At 69.4% G+C, this 19587-nt stretch carries 23 protein-coding genes; 11 read left to right on the top strand and 12 right to left on the bottom strand.

What is annotated here, in order from left to right; translation table 11 throughout:
- Nucleotides 1-10: 10 nt before the first annotated feature.
- The 9 genes from ASF41_RS14455 to ASF41_RS14415 all read right to left on the bottom strand — a co-directional run bounded on the left by ASF41_RS14455 (nt 11) and on the right by ASF41_RS14415 (nt 6110).
- Complete coding sequence (locus tag ASF41_RS14455) at nt 11-772, bottom strand: ABC transporter permease (protein WP_056215796.1); 762 nt, start codon at nt 770-772, stop codon at nt 11-13.
- A complete protein-coding gene (locus tag ASF41_RS14450) occupies nt 769-1695 on the bottom strand; it encodes an ABC transporter ATP-binding protein (RefSeq protein WP_056215793.1) in 927 nt (308 codons plus the stop codon). Before ASF41_RS14450 ends, ASF41_RS14455 begins: the two co-directional genes overlap by 4 nt.
- 128 nt (nt 1696-1823) lie before the next feature.
- Nucleotides 1824-2309, bottom strand: coding sequence for an ATP F0F1 synthase subunit B (locus tag ASF41_RS14445; protein WP_200941276.1), 486 nt, complete (start codon nt 2307-2309; stop codon nt 1824-1826).
- 92 nt (nt 2310-2401) lie between these two features.
- Entirely contained in the window at nt 2402-2965 is a 564-nt protein-coding gene (locus ASF41_RS14440; RefSeq protein WP_056215787.1) for an ATP synthase subunit B, read from the bottom strand.
- A 106-nt stretch (nt 2966-3071) separates the two neighbouring features.
- A complete protein-coding gene (locus ASF41_RS14435) occupies nt 3072-3299 on the bottom strand; it encodes a F0F1 ATP synthase subunit C (protein WP_018044493.1) in 228 nt (75 codons plus the stop codon).
- A 108-nt stretch (nt 3300-3407) separates the two neighbouring features.
- Nucleotides 3408-4163 (bottom strand): F0F1 ATP synthase subunit A, encoded by a 756-nt coding sequence (locus tag ASF41_RS14430; RefSeq protein ID WP_056215786.1) that lies wholly within the window; start codon nt 4161-4163, stop codon nt 3408-3410.
- Nucleotides 4164-4279: 116 nt separating this feature from the next.
- A complete protein-coding gene (locus ASF41_RS14425) occupies nt 4280-4654 on the bottom strand; it encodes an AtpZ/AtpI family protein (protein ID WP_056274132.1) in 375 nt (124 codons plus the stop codon).
- 227 nt (nt 4655-4881) lie between these two features.
- Nucleotides 4882-5535, bottom strand: a complete 654-nt coding sequence (locus ASF41_RS14420) for a thioredoxin domain-containing protein (protein WP_056215780.1) — start codon at nt 5533-5535, stop codon at nt 4882-4884.
- Nucleotides 5536-5624: 89 nt separating this feature from the next.
- A complete protein-coding gene (locus tag ASF41_RS14415; protein WP_056494273.1) occupies nt 5625-6110 on the bottom strand; it encodes a DUF721 domain-containing protein in 486 nt (161 codons plus the stop codon).
- 175 nt (nt 6111-6285) lie between these two features.
- Between ASF41_RS14415 and mutY the strand changes: the two genes are divergently transcribed.
- Nucleotides 6286-7641: an A/G-specific adenine glycosylase gene (mutY, locus tag ASF41_RS14410; protein WP_056494270.1), complete on the top strand. Its 1356-nt coding sequence runs from the start codon at nt 6286-6288 to the stop codon at nt 7639-7641.
- 10 nt (nt 7642-7651) lie between these two features.
- On the opposite strand, the gene ASF41_RS14405 is transcribed toward mutY, so the two are convergent.
- Both ASF41_RS14405 and ASF41_RS24900 read right to left on the bottom strand, forming a co-directional pair.
- Nucleotides 7652-8863, bottom strand: a complete 1212-nt coding sequence (locus tag ASF41_RS14405; RefSeq protein WP_277996199.1) for a site-specific DNA-methyltransferase — start codon at nt 8861-8863, stop codon at nt 7652-7654.
- Between the two features lie 270 nt (nt 8864-9133).
- Nucleotides 9134-9313 (bottom strand): hypothetical protein, encoded by a 180-nt coding sequence (locus ASF41_RS24900; protein WP_156653302.1) that lies wholly within the window; start codon nt 9311-9313, stop codon nt 9134-9136.
- Nucleotides 9314-9474: 161 nt separating this feature from the next.
- Between ASF41_RS24900 and ASF41_RS14400 the strand changes: the two genes are divergently transcribed.
- The 7 genes from ASF41_RS14400 (at nt 9475) to ASF41_RS14370 (ending at nt 17532) form a co-directional block, all read left to right on the top strand.
- Nucleotides 9475-9825, top strand: a complete 351-nt coding sequence (locus tag ASF41_RS14400) for a septal ring lytic transglycosylase RlpA family protein (RefSeq protein WP_056215770.1) — start codon at nt 9475-9477, stop codon at nt 9823-9825.
- A gap of 77 nt (nt 9826-9902) precedes the next feature.
- A complete protein-coding gene (locus tag ASF41_RS14395) occupies nt 9903-10217 on the top strand; it encodes a polyhydroxyalkanoic acid system family protein (RefSeq protein WP_056215767.1) in 315 nt (104 codons plus the stop codon).
- Between the two features lie 89 nt (nt 10218-10306).
- Entirely contained in the window at nt 10307-10534 is a 228-nt protein-coding gene (locus ASF41_RS14390; protein WP_056215764.1) for a hypothetical protein, read from the top strand.
- A gap of 81 nt (nt 10535-10615) precedes the next feature.
- Nucleotides 10616-12439: an ABC-F family ATP-binding cassette domain-containing protein gene (locus ASF41_RS14385; RefSeq protein ID WP_056379984.1), complete on the top strand. Its 1824-nt coding sequence runs from the start codon at nt 10616-10618 to the stop codon at nt 12437-12439.
- 99 nt (nt 12440-12538) lie between these two features.
- Nucleotides 12539-14503, top strand: coding sequence for a BON domain-containing protein (locus ASF41_RS14380; RefSeq protein ID WP_156653301.1), 1965 nt, complete (start codon nt 12539-12541; stop codon nt 14501-14503).
- 22 nt (nt 14504-14525) lie between these two features.
- On the top strand, nt 14526-14807 hold the full coding sequence (locus tag ASF41_RS14375; RefSeq protein WP_056494264.1) for a hypothetical protein: 282 nt from the start codon (nt 14526-14528) through the stop codon (nt 14805-14807).
- A 163-nt stretch (nt 14808-14970) separates the two neighbouring features.
- Nucleotides 14971-17532, top strand: coding sequence for an HWE histidine kinase domain-containing protein (locus ASF41_RS14370; protein ID WP_056494261.1), 2562 nt, complete (start codon nt 14971-14973; stop codon nt 17530-17532).
- On the opposite strand, the gene ASF41_RS14365 is transcribed toward ASF41_RS14370, so the two are convergent.
- Nucleotides 17529-18146 carry a biliverdin-producing heme oxygenase gene (locus ASF41_RS14365; protein WP_056494258.1) on the bottom strand — a complete coding sequence of 206 codons (618 nt, stop codon included), beginning with the start codon at nt 18144-18146 and terminating at the stop codon, nt 17529-17531. The two genes, ASF41_RS14370 and ASF41_RS14365, sit on opposite strands and share 4 nt — an antisense overlap.
- Before the next feature lie 140 nt (nt 18147-18286).
- Between ASF41_RS14365 and ASF41_RS14360 the strand changes: the two genes are divergently transcribed.
- The 3 genes from ASF41_RS14360 to ASF41_RS23835 form a co-directional block, all read left to right on the top strand.
- On the top strand, nt 18287-18730 hold the full coding sequence (locus ASF41_RS14360) for a DMT family transporter (protein WP_056215746.1): 444 nt from the start codon (nt 18287-18289) through the stop codon (nt 18728-18730).
- A gap of 97 nt (nt 18731-18827) precedes the next feature.
- Nucleotides 18828-19289 carry a tellurite resistance TerB family protein gene (locus ASF41_RS14355; RefSeq protein WP_056215742.1) on the top strand — a complete coding sequence of 154 codons (462 nt, stop codon included), beginning with the start codon at nt 18828-18830 and terminating at the stop codon, nt 19287-19289.
- A gap of 144 nt (nt 19290-19433) precedes the next feature.
- Nucleotides 19434-19587, top strand: a 154-nt coding sequence (locus tag ASF41_RS23835; RefSeq protein ID WP_244479665.1) for a GTP-binding protein, incomplete at its 3' end; no start/stop codon positions are given.

Here is a 19587-nt window from a genome sequence, read left to right as displayed (position 1 = left end):
CCACCGCGCCTCAGGTCTTCAGGCGGTAGCCGGTCCGGAAGATCCAGGTCACGCCGGCGAGGCACAGGATCAGGAAGATCAACGCCATGGTGAGGCTGACGCCGACGCCGACATCCGAGGTGCCGAAGAAGGACCAGCGGAAGCCGCTGATCAGGTAGACCACCGGGTTGGCGAGGCTCACCGCACGCCAGAATGGCGGCAGCATCTCGATGGCGTAGAAGCTGCCGCCGAGGAAGGTCAGCGGCGTCACGATGAGGAGGGGCACCAGCTGCAGCTTCTCGAAGCCGTCGGCCCAGAGGCCGATCAGGAAGCCGAACAGGCTGAAGGTGACCGCCGTCAGGAGCAGGAACAGCACCATCACGAAGGGATGTTCGATCCGCAGGGGCACGAACAGGGCGGCGGTGGCCAGGATGATGAGGCCGATGAGGATCGATTTCGAAGCCGCCGCGCCGACATAGCCGAGCACGATCTCGAGCGGCGAGACGGGCGCCGAGAGGATCTCGTAGATCGTGCCGGCGAAGCGCGGGAAGTAGATGCCGAACGAAGCATTGGCGATGCTCTGCGTCAGGAGCGAGAGCATCATCAGGCCGGGCACGATGAAGGCGCCGTAGGCGACCCCGTCCACCGAGGCGACCCGCGAGCCGATGGCCGCTCCGAAGACCACGAAGTAGAGCGAGGTGGCGATGACCGGCGCCACGATGCTCTGCAGCGCCGTGCGCCAGAAGCGCGCCATCTCGAAGCCGTAGATGGCGCGGACCGCGTACCAGTTCATGCGCGTTCCTTCACGAGGTCGACGAAGATCTCCTCCAGCGAGGACTGGCTGGTCTGGAGGTCGCGGAAGCGGATGCCGGCGGCGGCGAGGTCGGCCAGCAGCGCCGTGATGCCGGTGCGCTCGCCCTTCGTGTCGTAGGTGTAGACCAGATCCTGTCCGCCCGGCTTGAGGGTGAGATCGTGCCGCGCCAGGGCCGGGGGCAGGGCGGCGAGCGGCTCCTGCAGGTTCAGGGTCATTTGCTTCTTGCCCAGCTTGCGCATCAGCTCGGCCTTCTCCTCCACCAGGATGATCTGGCCCTTGCGGATCACGCCGATGCGGTCGGCCATCTCCTCGGCCTCGTCGATGTAGTGCGTGGTGAGGATGATGGTGACGCCCGTGTCGCGCAGAGAGCGCACCAAGCGCCACATGTCGCGGCGCAGTTCCACGTCGACGCCGGCGGTGGGTTCGTCGAGGAAGAGAATGCGCGGCTCATGGCTCAGGGCCTTGGCGATGAGCACCCGCCGCTTCATCCCGCCCGACAGGGTCATGATCCGCGCGTCGCGCTTCTCCCACAGGGAGAGGTCGCGCAGGACCCGCTCGATATGCGCCGGATCCGGCTTGAGGCCGTAGAGCCCGCGGCTGAAGCTCGTCGTCGCCCAAACCGTCTCGAAGGCGTCGGTGGTGAGCTCCTGCGGCACGAGGCCGATCATGCGGCGGGCCTGGCGATAGTCCCGGGCGATGTCGTGCCCACCCGCGAGGATGCGGCCGGCGCTCGCCGTGACGATGCCGCATACGATGCTGATCAGCGTCGTCTTGCCGGCCCCGTTCGGACCGAGAAGCGCGAAGATCTCGCCCTCGGCGATGTCGAGGTTGATGCCGTCGAGGGCTTTGAGGCCTGAGGCGTAGACCTTGGACAGGTTCTGGATCGCAATGATCGGCTGCATCGAAACTCCGCTGCGGCGTGGCGCCGGCGCGATCGGGGCGGCCTTCTAGCACGCCGCCGGCGTGGGACGGCGCCGAAAACGAAAAAGCCGCCTCGCGGCGGCTTTCCCTGGTGTCGCAGAGGGAAGGATCAAGCCCGCAGGCGGGTCCGAACCTCGCCGAGGCTCTGGCGGACGAGGCCTTCGGCCGTCTCACCCTGCATGCGCTCGCGCAGGATGACCTCCGAAACCTTCACCGCGGCGTCGGCAGCGGCGGCCCGAACCTGGGCGGTCGCCTGGACCTCGGCCTGCGCGATCTTGGTCTCGGCCGACTTGGTACGACGGGCGATGAAGTCGTTCAGGCGGGCATGGCCCTCGTCGGCGATCCGCTGGGCCTCCTCGCGGGCGGACGCCACGATGGCCTCGGCCTCGCGCTCGGCCTCGGCGCGGCGCTTCTTGTAATCGGCGAGGACGCCGGCGGCCTCCTCACGCAGGCGACGCGCCTCGTCGAGTTCGTGGCGGACGCGCCTGGCCCTGCCGTCCAGCCCCTTGGTGATCTGGTTGAAGCCACCGACCTTCCAGACCACGGCCATGAACAGGACGAAGGCGACTGCGACCCAGAATTCGGCTTCCAACAACATGCTCGTCGTCCCAACTCGATGGTGTCCGGCGGTCCGGCGGGGTCTTCGCCCCTCGGGTCCTGCCGGTCAGGTATGGTTTGGCGTCCGCCTCAGTGCGGGAAGGAGACGCTGTCGAGGGCCTTGGCGAGGGCGGCCTCGTCGGGGCTGCGGCCCGTCAGGCGCTCGACGATGGCCGAGGCCGTCTCGCCGGCGATGCCGCGAACGTTGCCCATGGCCTCGGCGGTGCGGGTGCGAAGCGTCGCCTCGGAGGCGGCGATGCGGGCGTTCAGCTCGGCCTCGAGCGCCTTCCGCTTGGTCTCGGCTTCCTGCGAGAGGGCCGTGCGGGTCTCGAGGGCGATGGCCTGCGCCTTGGCCTGCGCATCGCTCAGGGATTTCTCGTAGGCGGCTCCGGCGGCATCCGCCTCGGCCTTCAGGCGCTGCGCCTCGTCGAGATCGCCCGACAGACGCACGGCGCGGTCGTGCAGGATGGCCTGGATGCGCGGCAGCGCGATCTTGTCCATCAGGTAGTAAAGCAGCCCGAAGGCGAGGGCGAGCCAGATGAGCTGGGACGCGAAGGTGTGGCTCTCGAAGGGCGGGAAACCGCCGCCATGTTCGGCGGCCGGCGTCGCGACGAAGCCTTCATGCGTTGCGGTCGAATGGGCCGGCTGAGCCATGACGTCCTTCGCGTAAATTCAAGGAGTGGGGACCGGACGCCTCCGCCATCCCTGCGGGAGGCGGCGTCCGGTCCGGTATCGGTTCGAGATCCGTGACGAGCGTGTCTTAGACGGCGAACAGGAGCAGCAGCGCGACGAGCAGCGAGAAGATGCCGAGCGCTTCCGTGAGGGCGAAGCCGAGGAGCAGGTTGCCGCGCTGGCCGTCGGCGGCCGAAGGGTTGCGGAGCGCACCGGCGTAGAACTGGCCGAAGAGGTTGCCGAGGCCGATGGCGGCGCCCGCCATCCCGAGACAGGCGAGGCCGGCACCGATGTACTTGGCAGCTAAGGGATCCATCAAATTGCTCCTGGTGTCCGTGTCGTCGTTGCGTGGAGAGAAATCCGGCCGCGATCGCGAACCGGGGACGGAAGGGGGTGTCCCGGCCCTCGGCCGGGATGACCCGGCTCAGTGGCCGGGATGCAGGGCGTCGCTGAGATAGATCGAGGCGAGCGTCGCGAAGACGTAGGCCTGCAGACCGGCGACGAGGAACTCGAGAGCCGTGACGGCGACGCTGAGGGCCAGGGGCAGCGGCGAGATGGCCCCCCAAGCGCCGGCGGCGAGCAGCGCCGGGACGAAGCCCGCGAAGATCTTGAGCGCGATGTGACCGGCCAGCACGTTGGCGAAGAGACGAACCGCGAGGCTGATCGGACGCGAGATGAAGGACACGATCTCGATCGCGACGATCATCGGCAGGAGCCAGCCGGGCACGCCCGACGGAACGAACACCTTCAGGAACTTCGTGCCGTGGGCCATGAAGCCGTACACGATGACGGTGCCGATCACGAGGAAGGCCAGCGCGAAGGTGACGATGATGTGGCTGGTCACCGCGAAGGCGTAGGGGATCATGCCGAGCATGTTCAGCACGAGCACGAACATGAAGAGCGAGAAGATCAGCGGCATGAAGCGCTCGGAGCCGTGACCGGCGGATTGGCGCAGGGTCGAGCCGATGAACTCGTAGAAGATCTCGGCCATGGACTGCATGCGGCCCGGCACCACCGAGCGGCGGGCGGTGGCCACGACGGTGATCAGCGCGATGATCCCGACGGCGGCGAACATGTAGAGCGCGGACTGGGTGAACGCGATCTCCTGGTTGCCGATATGACCGAAGGAGACCAGCGGCTTGAGCTCGAACTGGTGGATCGGATCCATCTTTACGGCCATTGCCGCTCCCGCCCTTCTGACTCTCGGCCGGCCAGACGGCCCGCCACCACCGGTGCCGCGCGAGCGGCATGATTTCAATTCGGTTCGCCGCGTGCGCGGCGCTTCCCCGAGAACCGCTAGCGGTCCTCTTCCTTGGTCGGCACCTTGGGAAGAGACCCCGAGGCGCGCATGACGTTGTAGACGCCGGTGACGAACCCCAGCATCAGCAGGACGATCAGTCCCCAGGGTTTCGTCCCGAGGTAATGATCGAACATCCAACCGAGAATGCCCCCGGCGAGGACGCCCGCGATGAACTCGGTCGAGAGCCGCATCGCCTGGCCGAGAGGAGAGGGCCCGGCCGAAGGACCGGGACGCGTCGAATGACCGGGAGGGGCACTCGGCCGCTTCCGCTCAATCTGCGTCTCAAGACGTTTGAGCCTCTGAGAGAGGTCCGCGTCCAGTGCTTTCTTCCGCCCGTCCCCGCCTTCGTCCGCAGTTTCGTTGCCGCTCACGGCGAGAACTCACATTGGCGAGAGCGGAGGGAACCGGCGGAACGCCTCCTTCAAGCGGGGCGCACCATAGTTTCGCCCACCTTGGGTGTCAAGGCGCCCTCGACCTTACGTAAGATATTGTCGCACCACGAGAAATCGCGGTTTTGCCGATCCGCCCCCCGGTGTTCTCGCACCGGGCCAACGACAGCGGGCGAGGCCCTCGCCGCGACGGACCCGCTTCGGGGATCTCACGCGCCCAGGAGGGGCTTGATCACCTTCTCCATGCCCTCGATGGTCATCTCGCCCTTGAAGCGCTCGCCGTTGATGAAGAACGTTGGGGTCGAATCGACCTTGAAGGTGTCCATGCCCTTCTGCTTCACTGCGTTGACGGCGCCGTAGAGCTTCTGGTCCTTCAGGCAGGCCTCGAACTTCTCCTTCGAGAAGCCGGCCTGGCGCAGCATCTGCTCCATGGCATCCACCGGCGATTGCGGCTTCTGGACGTAGGCCCAGGCCTGCTGCTGGTCGAAGAGCAGGTCTGTGATGGGATAGTACTTCGCATCGCCGTCGCAGCGGGCCAGCATGAAGGCCGCCGTCGCCAGCGGGTCGAGGGGGAACTCGCGGAGGGTGAAGCGCACCTTGCCGGTGTCGATGTAGCGCTCCTTGAGGGCCGGCCAGGTGTTCCTGTGGAAGGCGGCGCAGTGCGAGCAGGTCATCGAGGCATACTCGATGATCGTCACCTTGGCGTCCTTCGGGCCGAGCCAGACGTCACCGAGCGGACCGGGCTCCATTAGGGTCGACAGGTTCGCGTCCTCCGCCGCGGCCGGGAGGGTGAACCGGGGCAGGAGGATCGCCGCGCCGACGGCAAGGCCGGTGGCTTTCAGGGCATCGCGTCGGGTGATCATGATCGGGAGGGCTCCGGTCGCGGACCTAATCTTCTCGTCAGCGATGCGGTAGAATCCTGCAGGCGTCCTGACAAGGCTGCGCGGCGCGCCTAGCGCTTGTGTGTTGTCGCCACCACCGCCGTTCCGAGGCGGTCGAGGGCGTCTCGCAGGGCGTCGTACTCGATCGCCTGGACCGCAAGCGCCACTTCGCCGCGGCGGACGGGATCCACCACCGGCGGCGCGGGGCGACGCCCGATCCGGTCGACCCGTCCCTGGCGCATCACGATCTTGCCGACGCAGGCCCAGCCGTAATGGGCATTGATGCGCTGGATCACCACCGGCGCGAGGTGCTGCAATTCGAGGGCGAACACGCCTTCGACCCGGACCACGAGGGTGCCGGGATCGGGGCGCCCCTCCTCCTCGCGCCGACGCCGGCGCGGCCATTCGAGCTTCGAGGGCTGGCAGTACCGCGCGAGCCGCTCCCCGACGATCTCGGGCCAGGCGGCCAGAATGTCGGTGGAGGCGAACCCTTGCGCCGCGAAGGCGGGGCCGATGCAGCCCTCCAGCAGCTCGGCGAGGGGTTTGACACGCGCCATGCGCAGGGTTTCCGTAGTGTCCGACCGGGACGAGATCGAGGCTCCGATATCGCCCGCAATGGTTAGCATGCCGTTCCGTCCGGCCGAAGCGGGGCGCCGCCCCCCCCGCCCGACGACACGTTCAGGCAGGTCGGCCCTGGAGAAGTCGGCCTTGGACGCACCCGGCCGGCGGTCTATGGACGGGCTTCCCCCTCACGCGCCGGTGCCCGTGTCCCACACCCCAGTTCCAGCCCCCGAGGCCGCGGATCTCCTGACCTGGTACGACCGGCACCGCCGCGTCCTGCCCTGGCGGGCGCTGCCGGGCGAGACGCCCGATCCGTACCGGGTCTGGCTCTCGGAGGTGATGCTGCAGCAGACCACGATCGCGGCCGTCAAACCCTATTTCGCGAAGTTCCTGGCGCGCTTCCCCACCGTCGACGACCTTGCGGCGGCGCCCGAGGAGGCGGTGATGTCGGCCTGGGCCGGGCTCGGGTACTACTCCCGGGCCCGCAACCTGCACGCCTGCGCCCGGGCGGTGGCGGCGGCCGGGCGTTTTCCCGACACGGCCGCGTCCCTGCGCAAGCTGCCGGGCATCGGCGCCTACACGGCGGGCGCCGTCGCGGCGATCGCGTTCGACCGTCAGGAAGCGGCGGTGGACGGCAATGTCGAGCGGGTGATGACCCGGCTCTTCGCCGTCGAGACCACCCTGCCGGCGGCCCGCCCCGAGATCCGGGCGCTGACCCAGGCCCTCGTGCCCGCGGACCGGCCCGGCGACTTCGCCCAGGCGGTGATGGATCTCGGCGCCACGCTGTGCACGCCCAAGCGCCCGGCCTGCGCCCTCTGCCCCTGGATGGCCCCCTGCCGCGCCCGGGCCCTCGGCCTTCAGGAGACCTTCCCCAGGAAGGTGAAGGCCGTGAAGGGCACCCTGCGCCGGGGTGCGGCCTTCGTGGCGATCCGCAGCGGCGACGAGGCGGTCCTGCTGCGCACCCGGCCGCCGGAAGGATTGCTGGGCTCCATGGCCGAACCACCGATGAGCCCCTGGGAGCCCGACTACGATCCGGCCCAGGCCCTCCTGGACGCGCCGCTCGACGCGCGCTGGCGGCGGCTGCCGGGCCTCGTCCGACACGGCTTCACGCATTTCCCCCTGGAGCTGACGGTGTTCGTCGCCAAGGTGGCGCTCAGCACGCCGCCGCCGCCGGGCCTGCGCTTCACGCCGCGCCGCGACCTCGACGAGGAACCGCTGCCGGGCGTGATGAAGAAGGTCCTGGCACACGCCTTCGATCCGAAGCCGGAGGCCGCGGAGCCGCTGGCGGAAAGGGCTGCCAAGCGCGGCAGACCGAAGGCGATGCGGAGCCTCACGGATACGCCGCTCTTCGTCGAGCCCGAGCCGGAGGCACCCGCTGCGTCGCCGCGCTTCCGCCCGGTGCCCAAGCCCGCCCCGCGCCCGGCGCCGGCCCCGATTCCCGACGGGTCGATCGACGAGTTCGAAGGCCCGGCCGAGGCGGCACCCCCGGCCACCCCCCGCAGACGGGGACGACCGCGGTCGCGCTGACCGGCGCCCCTCAGGCGGCCGAGCCCATGGCGGAGCGCATCTGGGCGCGGAAGACGTCGATGAGCACCGGCTTGCCGTTCCGGGTCGCATGCCAGAAATCCCAGCCGTTGCAGGCCGGAAAGCCCTGCACCAGGGCGCCGATCTTGTGGATCGAGCCGGTGGCCGGTCCGGCCATCAGGGTGCCGTCGGGACGCACGATGGCGCTGTGCCGGCCGCGCGCGTCGGTCAGGGTCTCGCCGGCGCGGATATGCCCGGCCTCGATGACGCTGAGGAAGGCGACGCGGGGCTCGGCGCGCTTGCTCGGAGCCACCAGCAGGGCGGCCTGCGACAGGGGTTCGACGGCGTCGATGCGGGCGCGGGCCGCCTCGGCGTAGACCGTCTCGCGCTCGATGCCGATGAAGTGCCGGCCGAGGCGCCTGGCGACCGCACCGGTGGTGCCGGTCCCGAAGAACGGGTCGAGCACCACGTCGCCGGGATTCGTCGCCGACAGGAGCGTGCGGGCAAGCAGTGCCTCCGGCTTCTGCGTCGGATGGACCTTCTGCCCGTCGGCGCCCTTCAGGCGCTCGTCGCCGGTGCAGAGCGGGATGAACCAGTCGGACCGCATCTGGACGTCGTCATTGCCGCCCTTCAGCGCCTCGTAGTGGAAGGTGTAGCCCTTCGACTCCGCGGAGCGGGAGGCCCAGATCAGGGTCTCGTGCGCGTTGGTGAAGCGCTTGCCGCGGAAGTTCGGCATCGGGTTGGCCTTGCGCCAGACGATGTCGTTGAGGATCCAGAAGCCGAGATCCTGCAGCGTGGCGCCGACCCGGAAGATGTTGTGGTACGAGCCGATGACCCACAGGGTGGCGTTCGGCTTCATCACCCGGCGCGCGGCCGCCAGCCATTCGCGGGTGAAGGCATCGTAGGCGGCGAAGGTCGAGAACTTGTCCCAGTCGTCGTCGACCGCGTCGACCCGGCTCTGGTCGGGACGCAGGAGCGCGCCGTCCCCGAGCTGAAGATTGTAGGGCGGATCGGCAAAGACGCAGTCGACGCTGGACGCCGGAAGGGCGTTCATCGCAGCGATGCAGTCTCCGACGAGAATCTCGTCGAGGGGGAGACGGTCTTCGAGAGGAAAACGCTTGGCGGCGGGTACGAGACCCATCCGCGGCGCCGACACGGGCCGCCCGGTACGCGAGACACTTTTCCGGGCGACGGTGTCGGCAACCGCGGTACGCAGGGAAGCCATGGCAAACACCGGTTACGCGACTGACCGGCAGACCTTGGCCCCGTTAACGTAAAGGGCGGGTTGCCGGGACGAAGACAAGGCGTCTCGATTTGGGGCTGCAATTTTTGCCGGGTTGGTCGTTCGAAGAGCCACGAGGCTATTGCGACAGCATCGCCGCTCGAACGAGCAGGTCTCGAAAGATCTGGGAGAGACCGGCCGCAGCCGTCCCAGCGGACCCTGTGGCGGCCCAGCCGGTGCCGCGATCGGCACCGGGTCCACCCGGCCTGGACCTCACAGCTCCGCGGAAAGAGAAAATTCGTCTCCGGCGCCCCTCGCGACCCCGTCGCAGACCAGGGTTTCACTGAGCGCAACGCTGATTTCGTTTTTCCGCATCCCACCGTTGCGCAGCGACGCCGGCTGCAACGCGGTCTCGGCGACTTCACTGGTGTTCCAGCATTGCCGTTTCGTCATCGCAAAGCCCGCGGATATTCGACAATATGGCCACACACAACCAGTGATGAATAAACCGTTATAGCCTCAATTCCGGCCCCGGCCGCCACATTTGTCCGGTCTCATTTTGGCCCTGTTCCGCTTCATTTTGCCGGCCATCCGAAACAACAAAGGGAATGCGGATGACCATCAAGCCTGTTCGTGGGGCCGCTGCCATCATCGGGACCGTCGTAACACTTGCCGCCGTTCAGCCAGCCAGCGCCCAGAGCGGTGCCGCCTCCTGGTACGCGAGCGGCCATCGGACGGCGAATGGCGAGCGCTTCAATCCGAACGGGATGACCGCCGCCCATCGCACGTTGCCGTTCGGCACCCGGGTCCGGGTCGAGAACAAGCGCAATGGCCGTTCGGTGGTGGTGCGCATCAACGATCGTGGCCCGTTCATCCGAGGCCGGATCATCGATCTCGCCAAGGGCTCGGCCCGCGCCCTCGGCATGGGCGGCACGACCTACGTCGCCCTAAGCGTGGTGAACTGAGCTTATCGGGCCGGTCGGCGTTGTGAGAGGGACCGGCCGGCCCCATCTGGTCGGTGAAACCGAGAGCTCAGACCCTTATGGCAAAGCCGCTGATCGTCGAAATCCCCCATGAACTCGGCCTGGCCGAAGCCCGTCGGCGCATCGCGGACGGGATCACCCAGGCCGACGGGTTGTTCGCCAAGGCGGGTGTCGCCGTCGAGAAGATGGCCTGGACCGACGACCGCCTCGACTTCGCGATGGCTGCCCTCGGCCAGAAGGTCGACGGGCAGGTGGATGTTCGCCCCGAGACCGTGCGGGTCGAGGTCCGGCTGCCGCTGTTGCTGGCCCTGTTCGCGCAGCAGATCCAGAAGAAACTCGGCAACGAGGGCAACCTGCTCCTGACCAAGAAATGACGAGTGCCGCCGGCATCGCGCCCGGAACCTCCCTCGGCGACGGACTGTTCCACCGGTCCGCTCCCCGAGGCTCTTGAGAGGCGCAACCGATGTCGAACCCCGGCCCGATCCCCGAAGTCCCGGTGCCCGAGACGCCCTACGAGGCGCCTCAGACCCCGCCCCCCGGCCCGGACACCCCCGGGACCGACGTGCCGGGGACGACCCCCACCGAAGCGCCCGACGTGACGCCCACCGAAATCCCGGTCAACGATCCGGATATCGGCCCGGCCATCGCCCCCGATCCGATGCCGACGGGCCCCGCCAACCCGACGATGTGAGCGGGGCACGACCGCGGGTTTGCAAGGGCATTCCGATTCCGGGTTTGTTCGAAGGCGCGGTCGCTGCCATAAGCCGGCCCCATGGCCGCTCCCCCGCTCCTCACCCTCCAAGACGTCGCGCTCACCTTCGGCGGCACGCCGCTGATCGAGCGCGCCGAGCTCGCGATCTCCCCCGGCGAACGCACCTGCCTCGTGGGTCGCAACGGCTCGGGCAAGTCCACTTTGATGAAGATCGCGGCGGGGCTCGTGGAGCCCGACCGGGGCGTGCGCTTCGTCCAGCCCGGCACCACGATCCGCTATCTGGCGCAGGAACCCGACTTCTCCGGCTTCGAGACGACCCTCGATTTCGTCGAATCCGGCCTGACCCACGGGGATGACGCCTACCGGGCCCGCTACCTGCTCGAGAGCCTGGGCATGACCGGTGCCGAGAACCCGAAGAGCCTCTCGGGCGGGGAGGGGCGGCGGGTCGCCCTGGCCCAGGCCCTGGCGCCGGAACCCGACATCCTGCTCCTCGACGAGCCCACCAACCACCTCGACCTGCCGGCCATCGAGTGGCTCGAATCCGAGCTGAAGAGCGTGCGCGGCGCCCTCGTGCTGATCAGCCACGACCGGCGCTTCCTGTCCGCCCTGTCGAAGACCACGATCTGGCTCGACCGCGGAGTCACCCGCCGGATCGAGCAGGGCTTCTCCACCTTCGAGGCCTGGCGCGACGCCTTCTTCGAGGAGGAGGAGCGCGACCGGCACAAGCTCGAGCGCAAGATCGCCGACGAGGAGCACTGGCTGCGCTACGGCGTCACCGCCCGGAGGAAGCGCAACGTGCGTCGCCTCGGCAACCTTCATGCCCTGCGCAAGGAGCGGCGCGAGGATCGCCGGCCCGTCGGCACCGCGACCATGACGTCGACGGAGGCTGAGAGCTCCGGCGCCCTGGTGATCGAGGCCAAGCACGCGGCCAAGGCCTACGGCGCCCGCAAGATCGTCGACGATCTCTCGCTTCGGGTGATGCGCGGCGACCGCCTCGGCATCGTCGGGGCCAACGGCGCCGGCAAGACCACGCTAATCAACCTGCTCACGGGGCAGCTCCCGCCCGAGTCCGGCACGGTGGCGCTCGGCACCAACCTCAAGATGATGCTCCTCGACCAGGCCCGTGCGGTGCTGGAGCCGACCATGACGGTGACGGAGGTGCTCACCGGCGGCAGCGGCGATTCGGTGAACGTCGGCGGCGTCAGCCGCCACGTCATCGGCTACCTGAAGGATTTCCTGTTCGCGCCCGAGCAGGCCCGGACCCCGGTGAGCGTCCTCTCGGGCGGCGAGCGCAACCGCCTGCTCATCGCCCGCGCCCTGGCCCAGCCCGCCAACCTCCTCGTCCTCGACGAGCCCACCAACGATCTCGACCTCGAAACCCTCGACCTCCTGCAGGAAATGCTGGCGGATTATTCCGGCACCCTGATCCTGGTGAGCCACGACCGCGACTTCCTCGACCGGGTCGTCGGGAGCGTGCTGGTCAGCGAAGGGGAGGGCCGCTGGGTCGAATATGCCGGCGGCTACACCGACATGATCGCCCAGCGCGGGGAGGGCGTGCAGGCCCGGGCGGCCGCCGGGCGGACCGAGAAGGCGGAGGCCCGCGCCGACGCGAAGGATCGCGCCAAGGGCGGCGATGCGGGAGCCCCGGCCGGCAAGCCCAAACTCGGCTTCAAGGACCAGCACGAGTTGAAGACCCTGCCGGACCGGATGAAGAAGCTCGAATCCGATATTGCCAAGCTGCGCGAGGTCCTGGCCGATCCGGGACTCTACGCGCGGGACCCGGCCCGCTTCGCGAAGGCGTCCGATCTGCTCGGCGTCGCCGAGACCGAATTGGCCAAGGCCGAAGACCGCTGGCTCGAACTGGAGATGCTGCGCGACGCCTGAGCGACTCTCATGCGGCGCCCCGGCCTTCATGATGCCGTGAACGCCGTGTGAAGTGCCGCCCTGGCGTTCGCTCCCGCGCGCCTGCCACCGGGGTCCGACGTGTCCGCCGCTTACGCACTCCGTGACCGATCCCGCCGCCTCGGCTGGGCTGCCGGCCTGCCCGGCCTCGCCCTGATCCTCGGCTTGTCCGCCGCCTGGTTCACGCCGCGCCTCGAGTCGCAACTCGGCGAAAAGGCCGATGCGGTGGCTCGGGCGACGGCGACGCCCGGTGCCGAGCCGTGGCTGCGCGTGTCGGTCGAGGGGCGAGACCTCGTGGTCACCGGCGAGGCGCCGGATGCCGCGACCCGCGATGCGGCGTATCAGCGGCTCGCTGCCCTCGACGGTGTCCGGCGAATCGTCGGCCCCGTGGGCGTGGTCGAGCCGGCTTCGCCCTTCCTGTGGATCGCGACCAAGGGCAAGGACGGGGTCGACGTGACCGGCGTGCGGCCAACCGAAATCGGCCCGAGCGCCCTGGCCGAGCAACTCTCCCCCGCCCTCGACCCCGGAACCGCCCTGCACGACCGCGCCCGCGCCGCCCTCGGCGCGCCACCGGACTTCGCCGCGGCGGCCGCCTATGCGCTGGCGCGGCTGCGTGCCCTCGCGCCCGGCGGCCGGGTGATGCTGGAGGACATGCGCCTCTCGGTCGTGGGCGAGGCGGCCTCCATCGCCGACGACGAAGCCTTGCGGACGGCCCTGGCCGATCTGCCGACCGGCTATGGTCTCGGCCGGGTCGAGATTCGGCCGGCGGTCGTGCCGGATTTCCGCTTCGTCGCGTCTCGGGAGCCGGGGGGCACCCTGACGCTCTCGGGCCACGTGGTCTCGGACGCGGCGCGCGCCGAGATCCGGGCGCAGGCGGCACAGGCCTCGGAGACGGGGCGGATCGAGGACCGGATGCGCAGGGCGCGTGGCCTTCCGCCCGGGGTCGATGCAGCCGCGATGGCGCGTTTCGCCCTGAACCTCGCCGCATTGCTGCAGGAGGGGAGCGTTACCGTCGCCGATGCGCGGATCGCGCTCGAGGGCGTCGCCCTCGACGCCCAGGCGATCCCCGAGATCGAGGGATTGTTGCGCGAGGGGATGCCCGCCGGGCTGAGCCGGGGCGGCGCGACCCTGAGCACCCGACCGCTCTCGCCCTATCAAATCCTGCTCCGGCGCGACGCGGAAACCGTAACGCTGTCCGGCCACCTGCCGGATGCCGAGGCGCGCGAGGCCCTGCTCGGGACCTTTCGTCCACGGCTGTTCCGCGAGCGCCTGATCGACCGCACCCGCCTCGGCGAAGGGGCCCCGCCCGAGCTCGCCCGGGTGCTGCGCGCGACCGCCACGGCCCTCACCCTGCTGGGGCGGGGCGAGGCCCGGTTCGCCGATCGCGCGATAACCCTGACGGGCGAGAGCCTGTATGCGCAGGGTGGCCGGCGCGTTTCCGAAGACCTGTCGGCCGCGATGCCGCCGGGCTGGACCGCGGAGATCTCGGTGACGACCCCCGACGCAGCGTCGGCCTGGACACCGGAGCGCTGCGTCGCTGCGCTCGGGACCAAGCTCATGGGCCAAGCCCTCATATTCCCGCCCGGAAGCGCGATTCTGACGCCGGCCTTCTACCCCCTCCTCGATGGGATTGCGGCCCTGGGCAAGACCTGCCCAACCCTGCGCCTGGTGGTCACGGGCCATCTCGATCCGAGCGGCGCCACCGCGGCACCGAAGCCTGTCGTCGAGACCGCGGTGGACAGCACGGCGTCGCTCGACGCGAGCAAGGATGCCGGCAGAGCACCGAGCAAGGCACCGGCCGGATCCTCCGGCTCGCGTGCCTCGGATAAGGCGCCCGGCAAGTCCAATCCGAAGGACAAGGCCGTCAGGACCGAGGCGAAGCCGGCGGCCCAACCGGAGCCCGCCCCCGATCTCGTGCAGGGCCGTGCCCTCGCGATCGTGGAGTATCTGCTCCAGGCCGGCCTTCGTTTCGAACAGGTCGCTGCCGCCCCGGCCGGCTCGCCGCGTCCGGCTGGCCAGGGCGTCGGGATCGAGTCACGGTCATGACGATCCGACGGAGGCGAACGGCGTGACGATCCTGGCAACCCTGCTCTGGCCCCTCGCGGCCGCCAGCGCCCTCCTCGGCGGCGCCATCGGCGCGCTGACGGGCCTGCCGCGGACACCGACTGCGCGCCGGAGCGCCGGCCTTCTCGTCCTGGCAGCGGGTCTGGCCGGCGGCCTCGCCGCCGGAGGCTTCCTTTCGGGACGGGCAGGCTTCTGGCTGGAGGCCGGGGCGCTCGGACTCGGGTCCTACCTGATCGGAGCGATCCTGGCGGCCGGGGTCACAGACCGGATGGGCACCCGATCGTGAGACGACGAATCCCGTCGGCGTCGCGCCGGCCTGTGGCATCCGCAACACAATCGACTCGAAACTGCGTCCGTTGCCCGACCATCGAGGAGACTTTCCGGACGGTCTGTCGTTGGTCTCGACGCGCTTCTCCGAACGGACATGGGACCGGCGAATCAGAGACCTGATGATCGAATCTTCAGCACGTCCCCGACCTGTGGACCTCACGTCCTGCGATCGGGAACCGATCCACATCCTCGGCGCGGTTCAGCCCTTCGGTTTCCTCATCGCGGTCTCCCCGGACTGGATCGTGGTCCGGGCCTCCGAGAATGCCGCCGGGTGGTTGGGGCAGGCGGAAGCCGATGTGCTCGGCCTTCCCCTCGCCGACCTGATCGACGCGGAGGCGATCCACCTGATCCGCGGTCACCTTCAGGCCCTGCGCGGGCCCGATGCCATCGACCGGATTTTCGGCACCGTCCTGCAGGCCGGAGGTGCCCCCTTCGACATCGCGCTGCACATCTCGGACGGCATCATCGTCATCGAGGCCGAGCCGAGCGTCAGCGAGCACCTCAACGCCGGCAATCTCGTGCGCAGCATGGTCGGACGCCTGCAGCAGACGGTGGGTTTCGACCCGTTCTGCCGGGAGGCCGTGCGCCAGATGCGGGCGCTCACCGGCTTCGATCGCGTCATGGTCTACCGCTTCGACCCGGACGGTTCGGGGGTGGTGATCGCCGAATCCGCACGCTCCAGCCTCGCCCCCTATCTCGGACTGCATTACCCGGCCTCGGACATCCCGAAACAGGCGCGCGCCCTCTACGAGCGCAACTGGCTGCGCATCATCGCGGATGTCGATGCCGAACCTGTCGCCGTGCTGCCGCAGCGCGATCCCCACGGCCGACCCCTCGACCTGTCGATGAGCACCCTGCGCACGGTGTCGCCGATCCACCTCGAATACCTGCGCAACATGGGGGTGGCGGCCTCCCTGTCGGTGTCGATCCTGCGGGGCGGCAAGCTCTGGGGCCTGTTCGCCTGCCATCACACCGAGGCCCGCCACATCTCGCTGGAGCGCCGAACCGGCGCCGAACTGTTCGGGCAGATGTTCTCGCTGATCCTGGAAAGCCGGGAGCGCGAGGCGGAGGCCGCCTACGAAGGCAGTTCCCGGGCGCTGCACGACCGACTGATGGGTGCGCTCGCCTCGGGCGGAACGAGCCTCGAGAACATCACCGATTTCCTCGACGACATCGCGGGAATCGTCACGTGCGACGGCATCGGCGTCTGGGTCAACGGCGAGATCACCCTGCGGGGGGCGACCCCGACGGCGGAGGAATTCACCGGTCTCGTGCGCTTCCTCAACCGGACGGCCGCGAGCCGGGCCTTCGCCACCCAGGAGATCGGCGCGGTCCATCCCCCGGCCGCCGACTACCCCGAGCGGGCCGCGGGACTCCTGGCGATCCCGATCTCGCGGGCGCCGCGGGATTTCCTGGTGTTCTTCCGTCGCGAGATCGCCCGCACCGTCACCTGGGCCGGCAATCCGGAGAAGCCGGCGAGCCTCGGACCGAACGGTCTGCGCCTCACGCCCCGCAAGAGCTTCGAGGCCTGGACCGAGGTGGTCCGGGGGCAGGCCGCCCCCTGGAGCGCGGTGGACCTGCGCATCGCCGAGGCCCTGCGCATCACGCTGCTCGAGGTCATCCTGCGCCTCACCGATTCCGCCGAGAAGGAGCGCAAGACCGCGCAGGAGCGCCAGGAGCTCCTGATCGCCGAGCTGAACCATCGGGTGCGCAACATCCTCAACCTGATCCGGGGCATCGTCGCCCAAAGTCGCTCGGGGTCCGACAGCGTCGAGGATTTCGCCGGCGTCGTGGGGGCGCGCATCCAGGCCCTGGCCCGGGCGCACGACCAGATCACCACCACGAACTGGGGACCGGGTTCCCTGCGCGACCTCATCACCCTGGAGGCGGAGGCCTATCTCGACCAGCAGGCGGGCCGGGTCCGTCTGGACGGCACCGATGTCCTCCTGGATCCCCAGGCGTTCTCGACGCTTGCCCTGGTCATCCACGAGTTGATGACGAACTCGGCGAAGTACGGCGCCCTGTCGGAGGGGGTCGGACAGGTGGACGTGGCCTGGGAGCGCGATGCCTCGCAGTGCCTCGTGATCCATTGGCGCGAGAGCGGCGGCCCGCCGGTGAAGCCGCCGAGCCGCCGCGGCTTCGGCACCACGCTGATCGAGCGCTCGATTCCCTACGAGCTGAAGGGCGAGGCGGAGATCACCTACGAACTGACCGGCCTGCGCGGCCGCTTCGCCGTGCCGGCGCGCTACGTGCGGGCCGCACCGACCGTCGCCACCCCCCTGTCGCGGGAGCGCGACCGGACGCCCGAACTCGATGCCGCGGCGTTGTCCGGGACCGTCCTGGTGGTCGAGGACAACATGATCATCGCTCTGGAGGCCGAGGAGATCCTGTCCACCCTCGGGGCGAGCGCGGTCGACATGGCGGGATCCGTGCACGAAGCCCTGCGGCAGATCGAGGCGGCGCATCCGAGCTTTGCCCTCCTCGACGTCAATCTCGGCGCCGAGACGAGCCTGCCGGTCGCCCGACGCCTGATCGCGGCCGGCGTGCCCTTCGTCTTCGCGACGGGCTACGGCGAGAGCTTCCGAATCCCGTCCGAGCTCGGCGCCGTGCCGATGATCAAGAAGCCCTACACCGCGGATACCCTACGCCGGGCCCTGGCGAGCACGCCCCCCCGGGACTAGCCCGGCGCCTTCGCCGCCTCGAACAGCGCGAAGGCACGTTGCGCACCACGGATCGCGGCGGCGTGATCCGCGACCGGGCGCGTCCCGAGCCAAGTCGCGAAACTCGGCCAGAGGCGGAGCCCCGCGCCGTGCCGGAGGAAGCGGGCGTTCCCGTGGACCAGCGGGTCCGGGCTCGCCAGGACCTGACGGAGCAGAACCTGGCCGCCGAGGCGCGAACCTTCCAGAACGTAGAGGAGACCGGGCGCCTCGGCGCTCGACAAGGTGGGGGGCAGGGGGGCGGGCGCGACCTCCGGAGGGGAAATCGCCAGCCCGGACAGGTCGGCCTGCAGGACCGTGGACCGGCGGCGGGCCGCCCAGTCCGGCGGCAGGTCGGCGGCATCGGCCCCGTCGAGCCAGGTCTCGATCTGCGCGAAGGGGTCACGCATCGCCGACAGGAAGCGCACATAATCGGCTCGCCGACTCAGGTCGTAGGCGACGAACCCCGCATCGAGGCGCCGATGGGCCGCATCGGTCTCGGCGCGCAGGGCGAAGCGAAGATCGCGCGGTGCGTCCGCACCACCCCGCCGCGGCTCCGGATCTCCCGCGTCGACGGACCCCCTGGCCGTCCCATCCATACCGCGTTTCCCTGTTATTTGGCCCCGTCGCCGTTCTTAGCCGATCTCGGGCCCCCGCCAAGGACTTATCACAGGGTACCTGCACGACCCCGGCTCGCTCTCGCGGCCCGGTCCGCAACGCTGAAGGCCCAGGATCGACCATGTGGCTCCTCTACGGTTTCGTCCTCCTGGCCGGCATCGCGAACGCAGTGCAGTCGGGCGTGAACGCGACGCTCTCCAAGAACCTGGCGCAGCCCTTCGCCGCAGGCATCGTCGTCTCGCTGGCCGGGGGCGCGACCCTCCTCGCCCTCGGCCTGGTCCTCGGTCGTTTCGCCTTTCCGAGCCTCGGCGACATGCGGGCCGTGCCGCTCTGGGCCTGGTTCGGCGGCGTGGTCGGGGCGCTCCTCATCCTGTCGCAGCTGTTCGCCGCGCAGCAGATCGGGGCCGCGCCCTATCTGGGGCTTCTCATCACCGCCGGCGTCATCACCTCCATCCTGCTCGACCATTTCGGCTGGATCGGGTTCGAGCAGCATCCCCTCACCCTCTGGCGCGCCCTCGGGGGCGTGCTGATGATTGGCGGTATCGCCCTGGTGGCGCTGTTCTGAACCGACGGACGCTTGTCATCGGCGCGTGGAACCGCGATGCCTGCCGCGGCGTCGATGCCGCGCCCCGCAACGATCCCGTCCGTGTCCAGAGCCCCCAATGAACATTTTCCAGGACATCGTCAGCCGCTTCAGCCAGACCGTGACGGCCTATGCCGGCGATACCGTCCTCATGCAGGCGATGGTCTCCGCCGCCGCCAACGTGATGGTCGCGGACGGGGAGATCGCCAGCGCGGAATTCGATACGGCGCTGGCCGGCCTGCAGGCCAATCCCATCCTCGAGAAGGGCTACGACCGGCTGATGCTCGAGAGCGAACTCTACGACGGGATCGCCCGTGCCCGGACCCGGGCGGGGCGGGCCGAGAACCTGCGCCGCGTCGCCGCCATCGAGGGCCGGGGGCAGGAGGAGCGCGAAGCGACATTCCTGATCGCGGCGGACGTGGCCGACCTCGACGGCATCGCCGACGTGGAGGCGCAGGCCCTCGAGGAAATCGCCACCGCGCTGGGCCTGGACCGGGCCGCGTTGCTGGCCGCATCCCCTGTCCGACGCCCAGTTCCGTAGCATGCCGGAGCGCCTTGTCCCGCAAAGCCCTTGATCAAAGGACGGCAAGCCTCTAAGCGGGCCCCCGTCTTTCGCCCGGCTCGACAACGCGTCGAGCGACAGCCCGGGCGACCGCTCGTGTGAGCTTGCCGCAGGAAAGAGACGATGGCCAAAGAGAAATTCGCGCGTACGAAGCCGCACTGCAACATTGGCACGATCGGTCACGTGGATCACGGCAAGACGTCGTTGACGGCGGCGATCACGAAGGTTCTGGCCGAGACGGGCAACCCCTGCTCTACGGCCATTCCACCGGGCTCTC

It is taken from the genome of Methylobacterium sp. Leaf111, assembly GCF_001423285.1.
Lineage (GTDB): Bacteria > Pseudomonadota > Alphaproteobacteria > Rhizobiales > Beijerinckiaceae > Methylobacterium.
This window is presented reverse-complemented; position numbering and strand designations above follow the sequence as displayed.

Coding starts and splice junctions, on each gene's coding strand:
- ASF41_RS14355 (WP_056215742.1), top strand. CDS start 18,828: ATGAACATTTTCCAGGACATCGTCAGCCGCTTCAGCCAGACCGTGACG.
- ASF41_RS14420 (WP_056215780.1), bottom strand. CDS start 5,535: ATGATCACCCGACGCGATGCCCTGAAAGCCACCGGCCTTGCCGTCGGC.
- ASF41_RS14390 (WP_056215764.1), top strand. CDS start 10,307: ATGTCGAACCCCGGCCCGATCCCCGAAGTCCCGGTGCCCGAGACGCCC.
- ASF41_RS24900 (WP_156653302.1), bottom strand. CDS start 9,313: ATGACGAAACGGCAATGCTGGAACACCAGTGAAGTCGCCGAGACCGCG.
- mutY (WP_056494270.1), top strand. CDS start 6,286: ATGGACGGGCTTCCCCCTCACGCGCCGGTGCCCGTGTCCCACACCCCA.
- ASF41_RS14395 (WP_056215767.1), top strand. CDS start 9,903: ATGGCAAAGCCGCTGATCGTCGAAATCCCCCATGAACTCGGCCTGGCC.
- ASF41_RS14440 (WP_056215787.1), bottom strand. CDS start 2,965: ATGGCTCAGCCGGCCCATTCGACCGCAACGCATGAAGGCTTCGTCGCG.
- ASF41_RS14360 (WP_056215746.1), top strand. CDS start 18,287: ATGTGGCTCCTCTACGGTTTCGTCCTCCTGGCCGGCATCGCGAACGCA.
- ASF41_RS14400 (WP_056215770.1), top strand. CDS start 9,475: ATGACCATCAAGCCTGTTCGTGGGGCCGCTGCCATCATCGGGACCGTC.
- ASF41_RS14405 (WP_277996199.1), bottom strand. CDS start 8,863: ATGGCTTCCCTGCGTACCGCGGTTGCCGACACCGTCGCCCGGAAAAGT.
- ASF41_RS14455 (WP_056215796.1), bottom strand. CDS start 772: ATGAACTGGTACGCGGTCCGCGCCATCTACGGCTTCGAGATGGCGCGC.
- ASF41_RS14385 (WP_056379984.1), top strand. CDS start 10,616: ATGGCCGCTCCCCCGCTCCTCACCCTCCAAGACGTCGCGCTCACCTTC.
- ASF41_RS14450 (WP_056215793.1), bottom strand. CDS start 1,695: ATGCAGCCGATCATTGCGATCCAGAACCTGTCCAAGGTCTACGCCTCA.
- ASF41_RS14365 (WP_056494258.1), bottom strand. CDS start 18,146: ATGGATGGGACGGCCAGGGGGTCCGTCGACGCGGGAGATCCGGAGCCG.
- ASF41_RS14370 (WP_056494261.1), top strand. CDS start 14,971: ATGATCGAATCTTCAGCACGTCCCCGACCTGTGGACCTCACGTCCTGC.
- ASF41_RS14430 (WP_056215786.1), bottom strand. CDS start 4,163: ATGGCCGTAAAGATGGATCCGATCCACCAGTTCGAGCTCAAGCCGCTG.
- ASF41_RS14435 (WP_018044493.1), bottom strand. CDS start 3,299: ATGGATCCCTTAGCTGCCAAGTACATCGGTGCCGGCCTCGCCTGTCTC.
- ASF41_RS14415 (WP_056494273.1), bottom strand. CDS start 6,110: ATGGCGCGTGTCAAACCCCTCGCCGAGCTGCTGGAGGGCTGCATCGGC.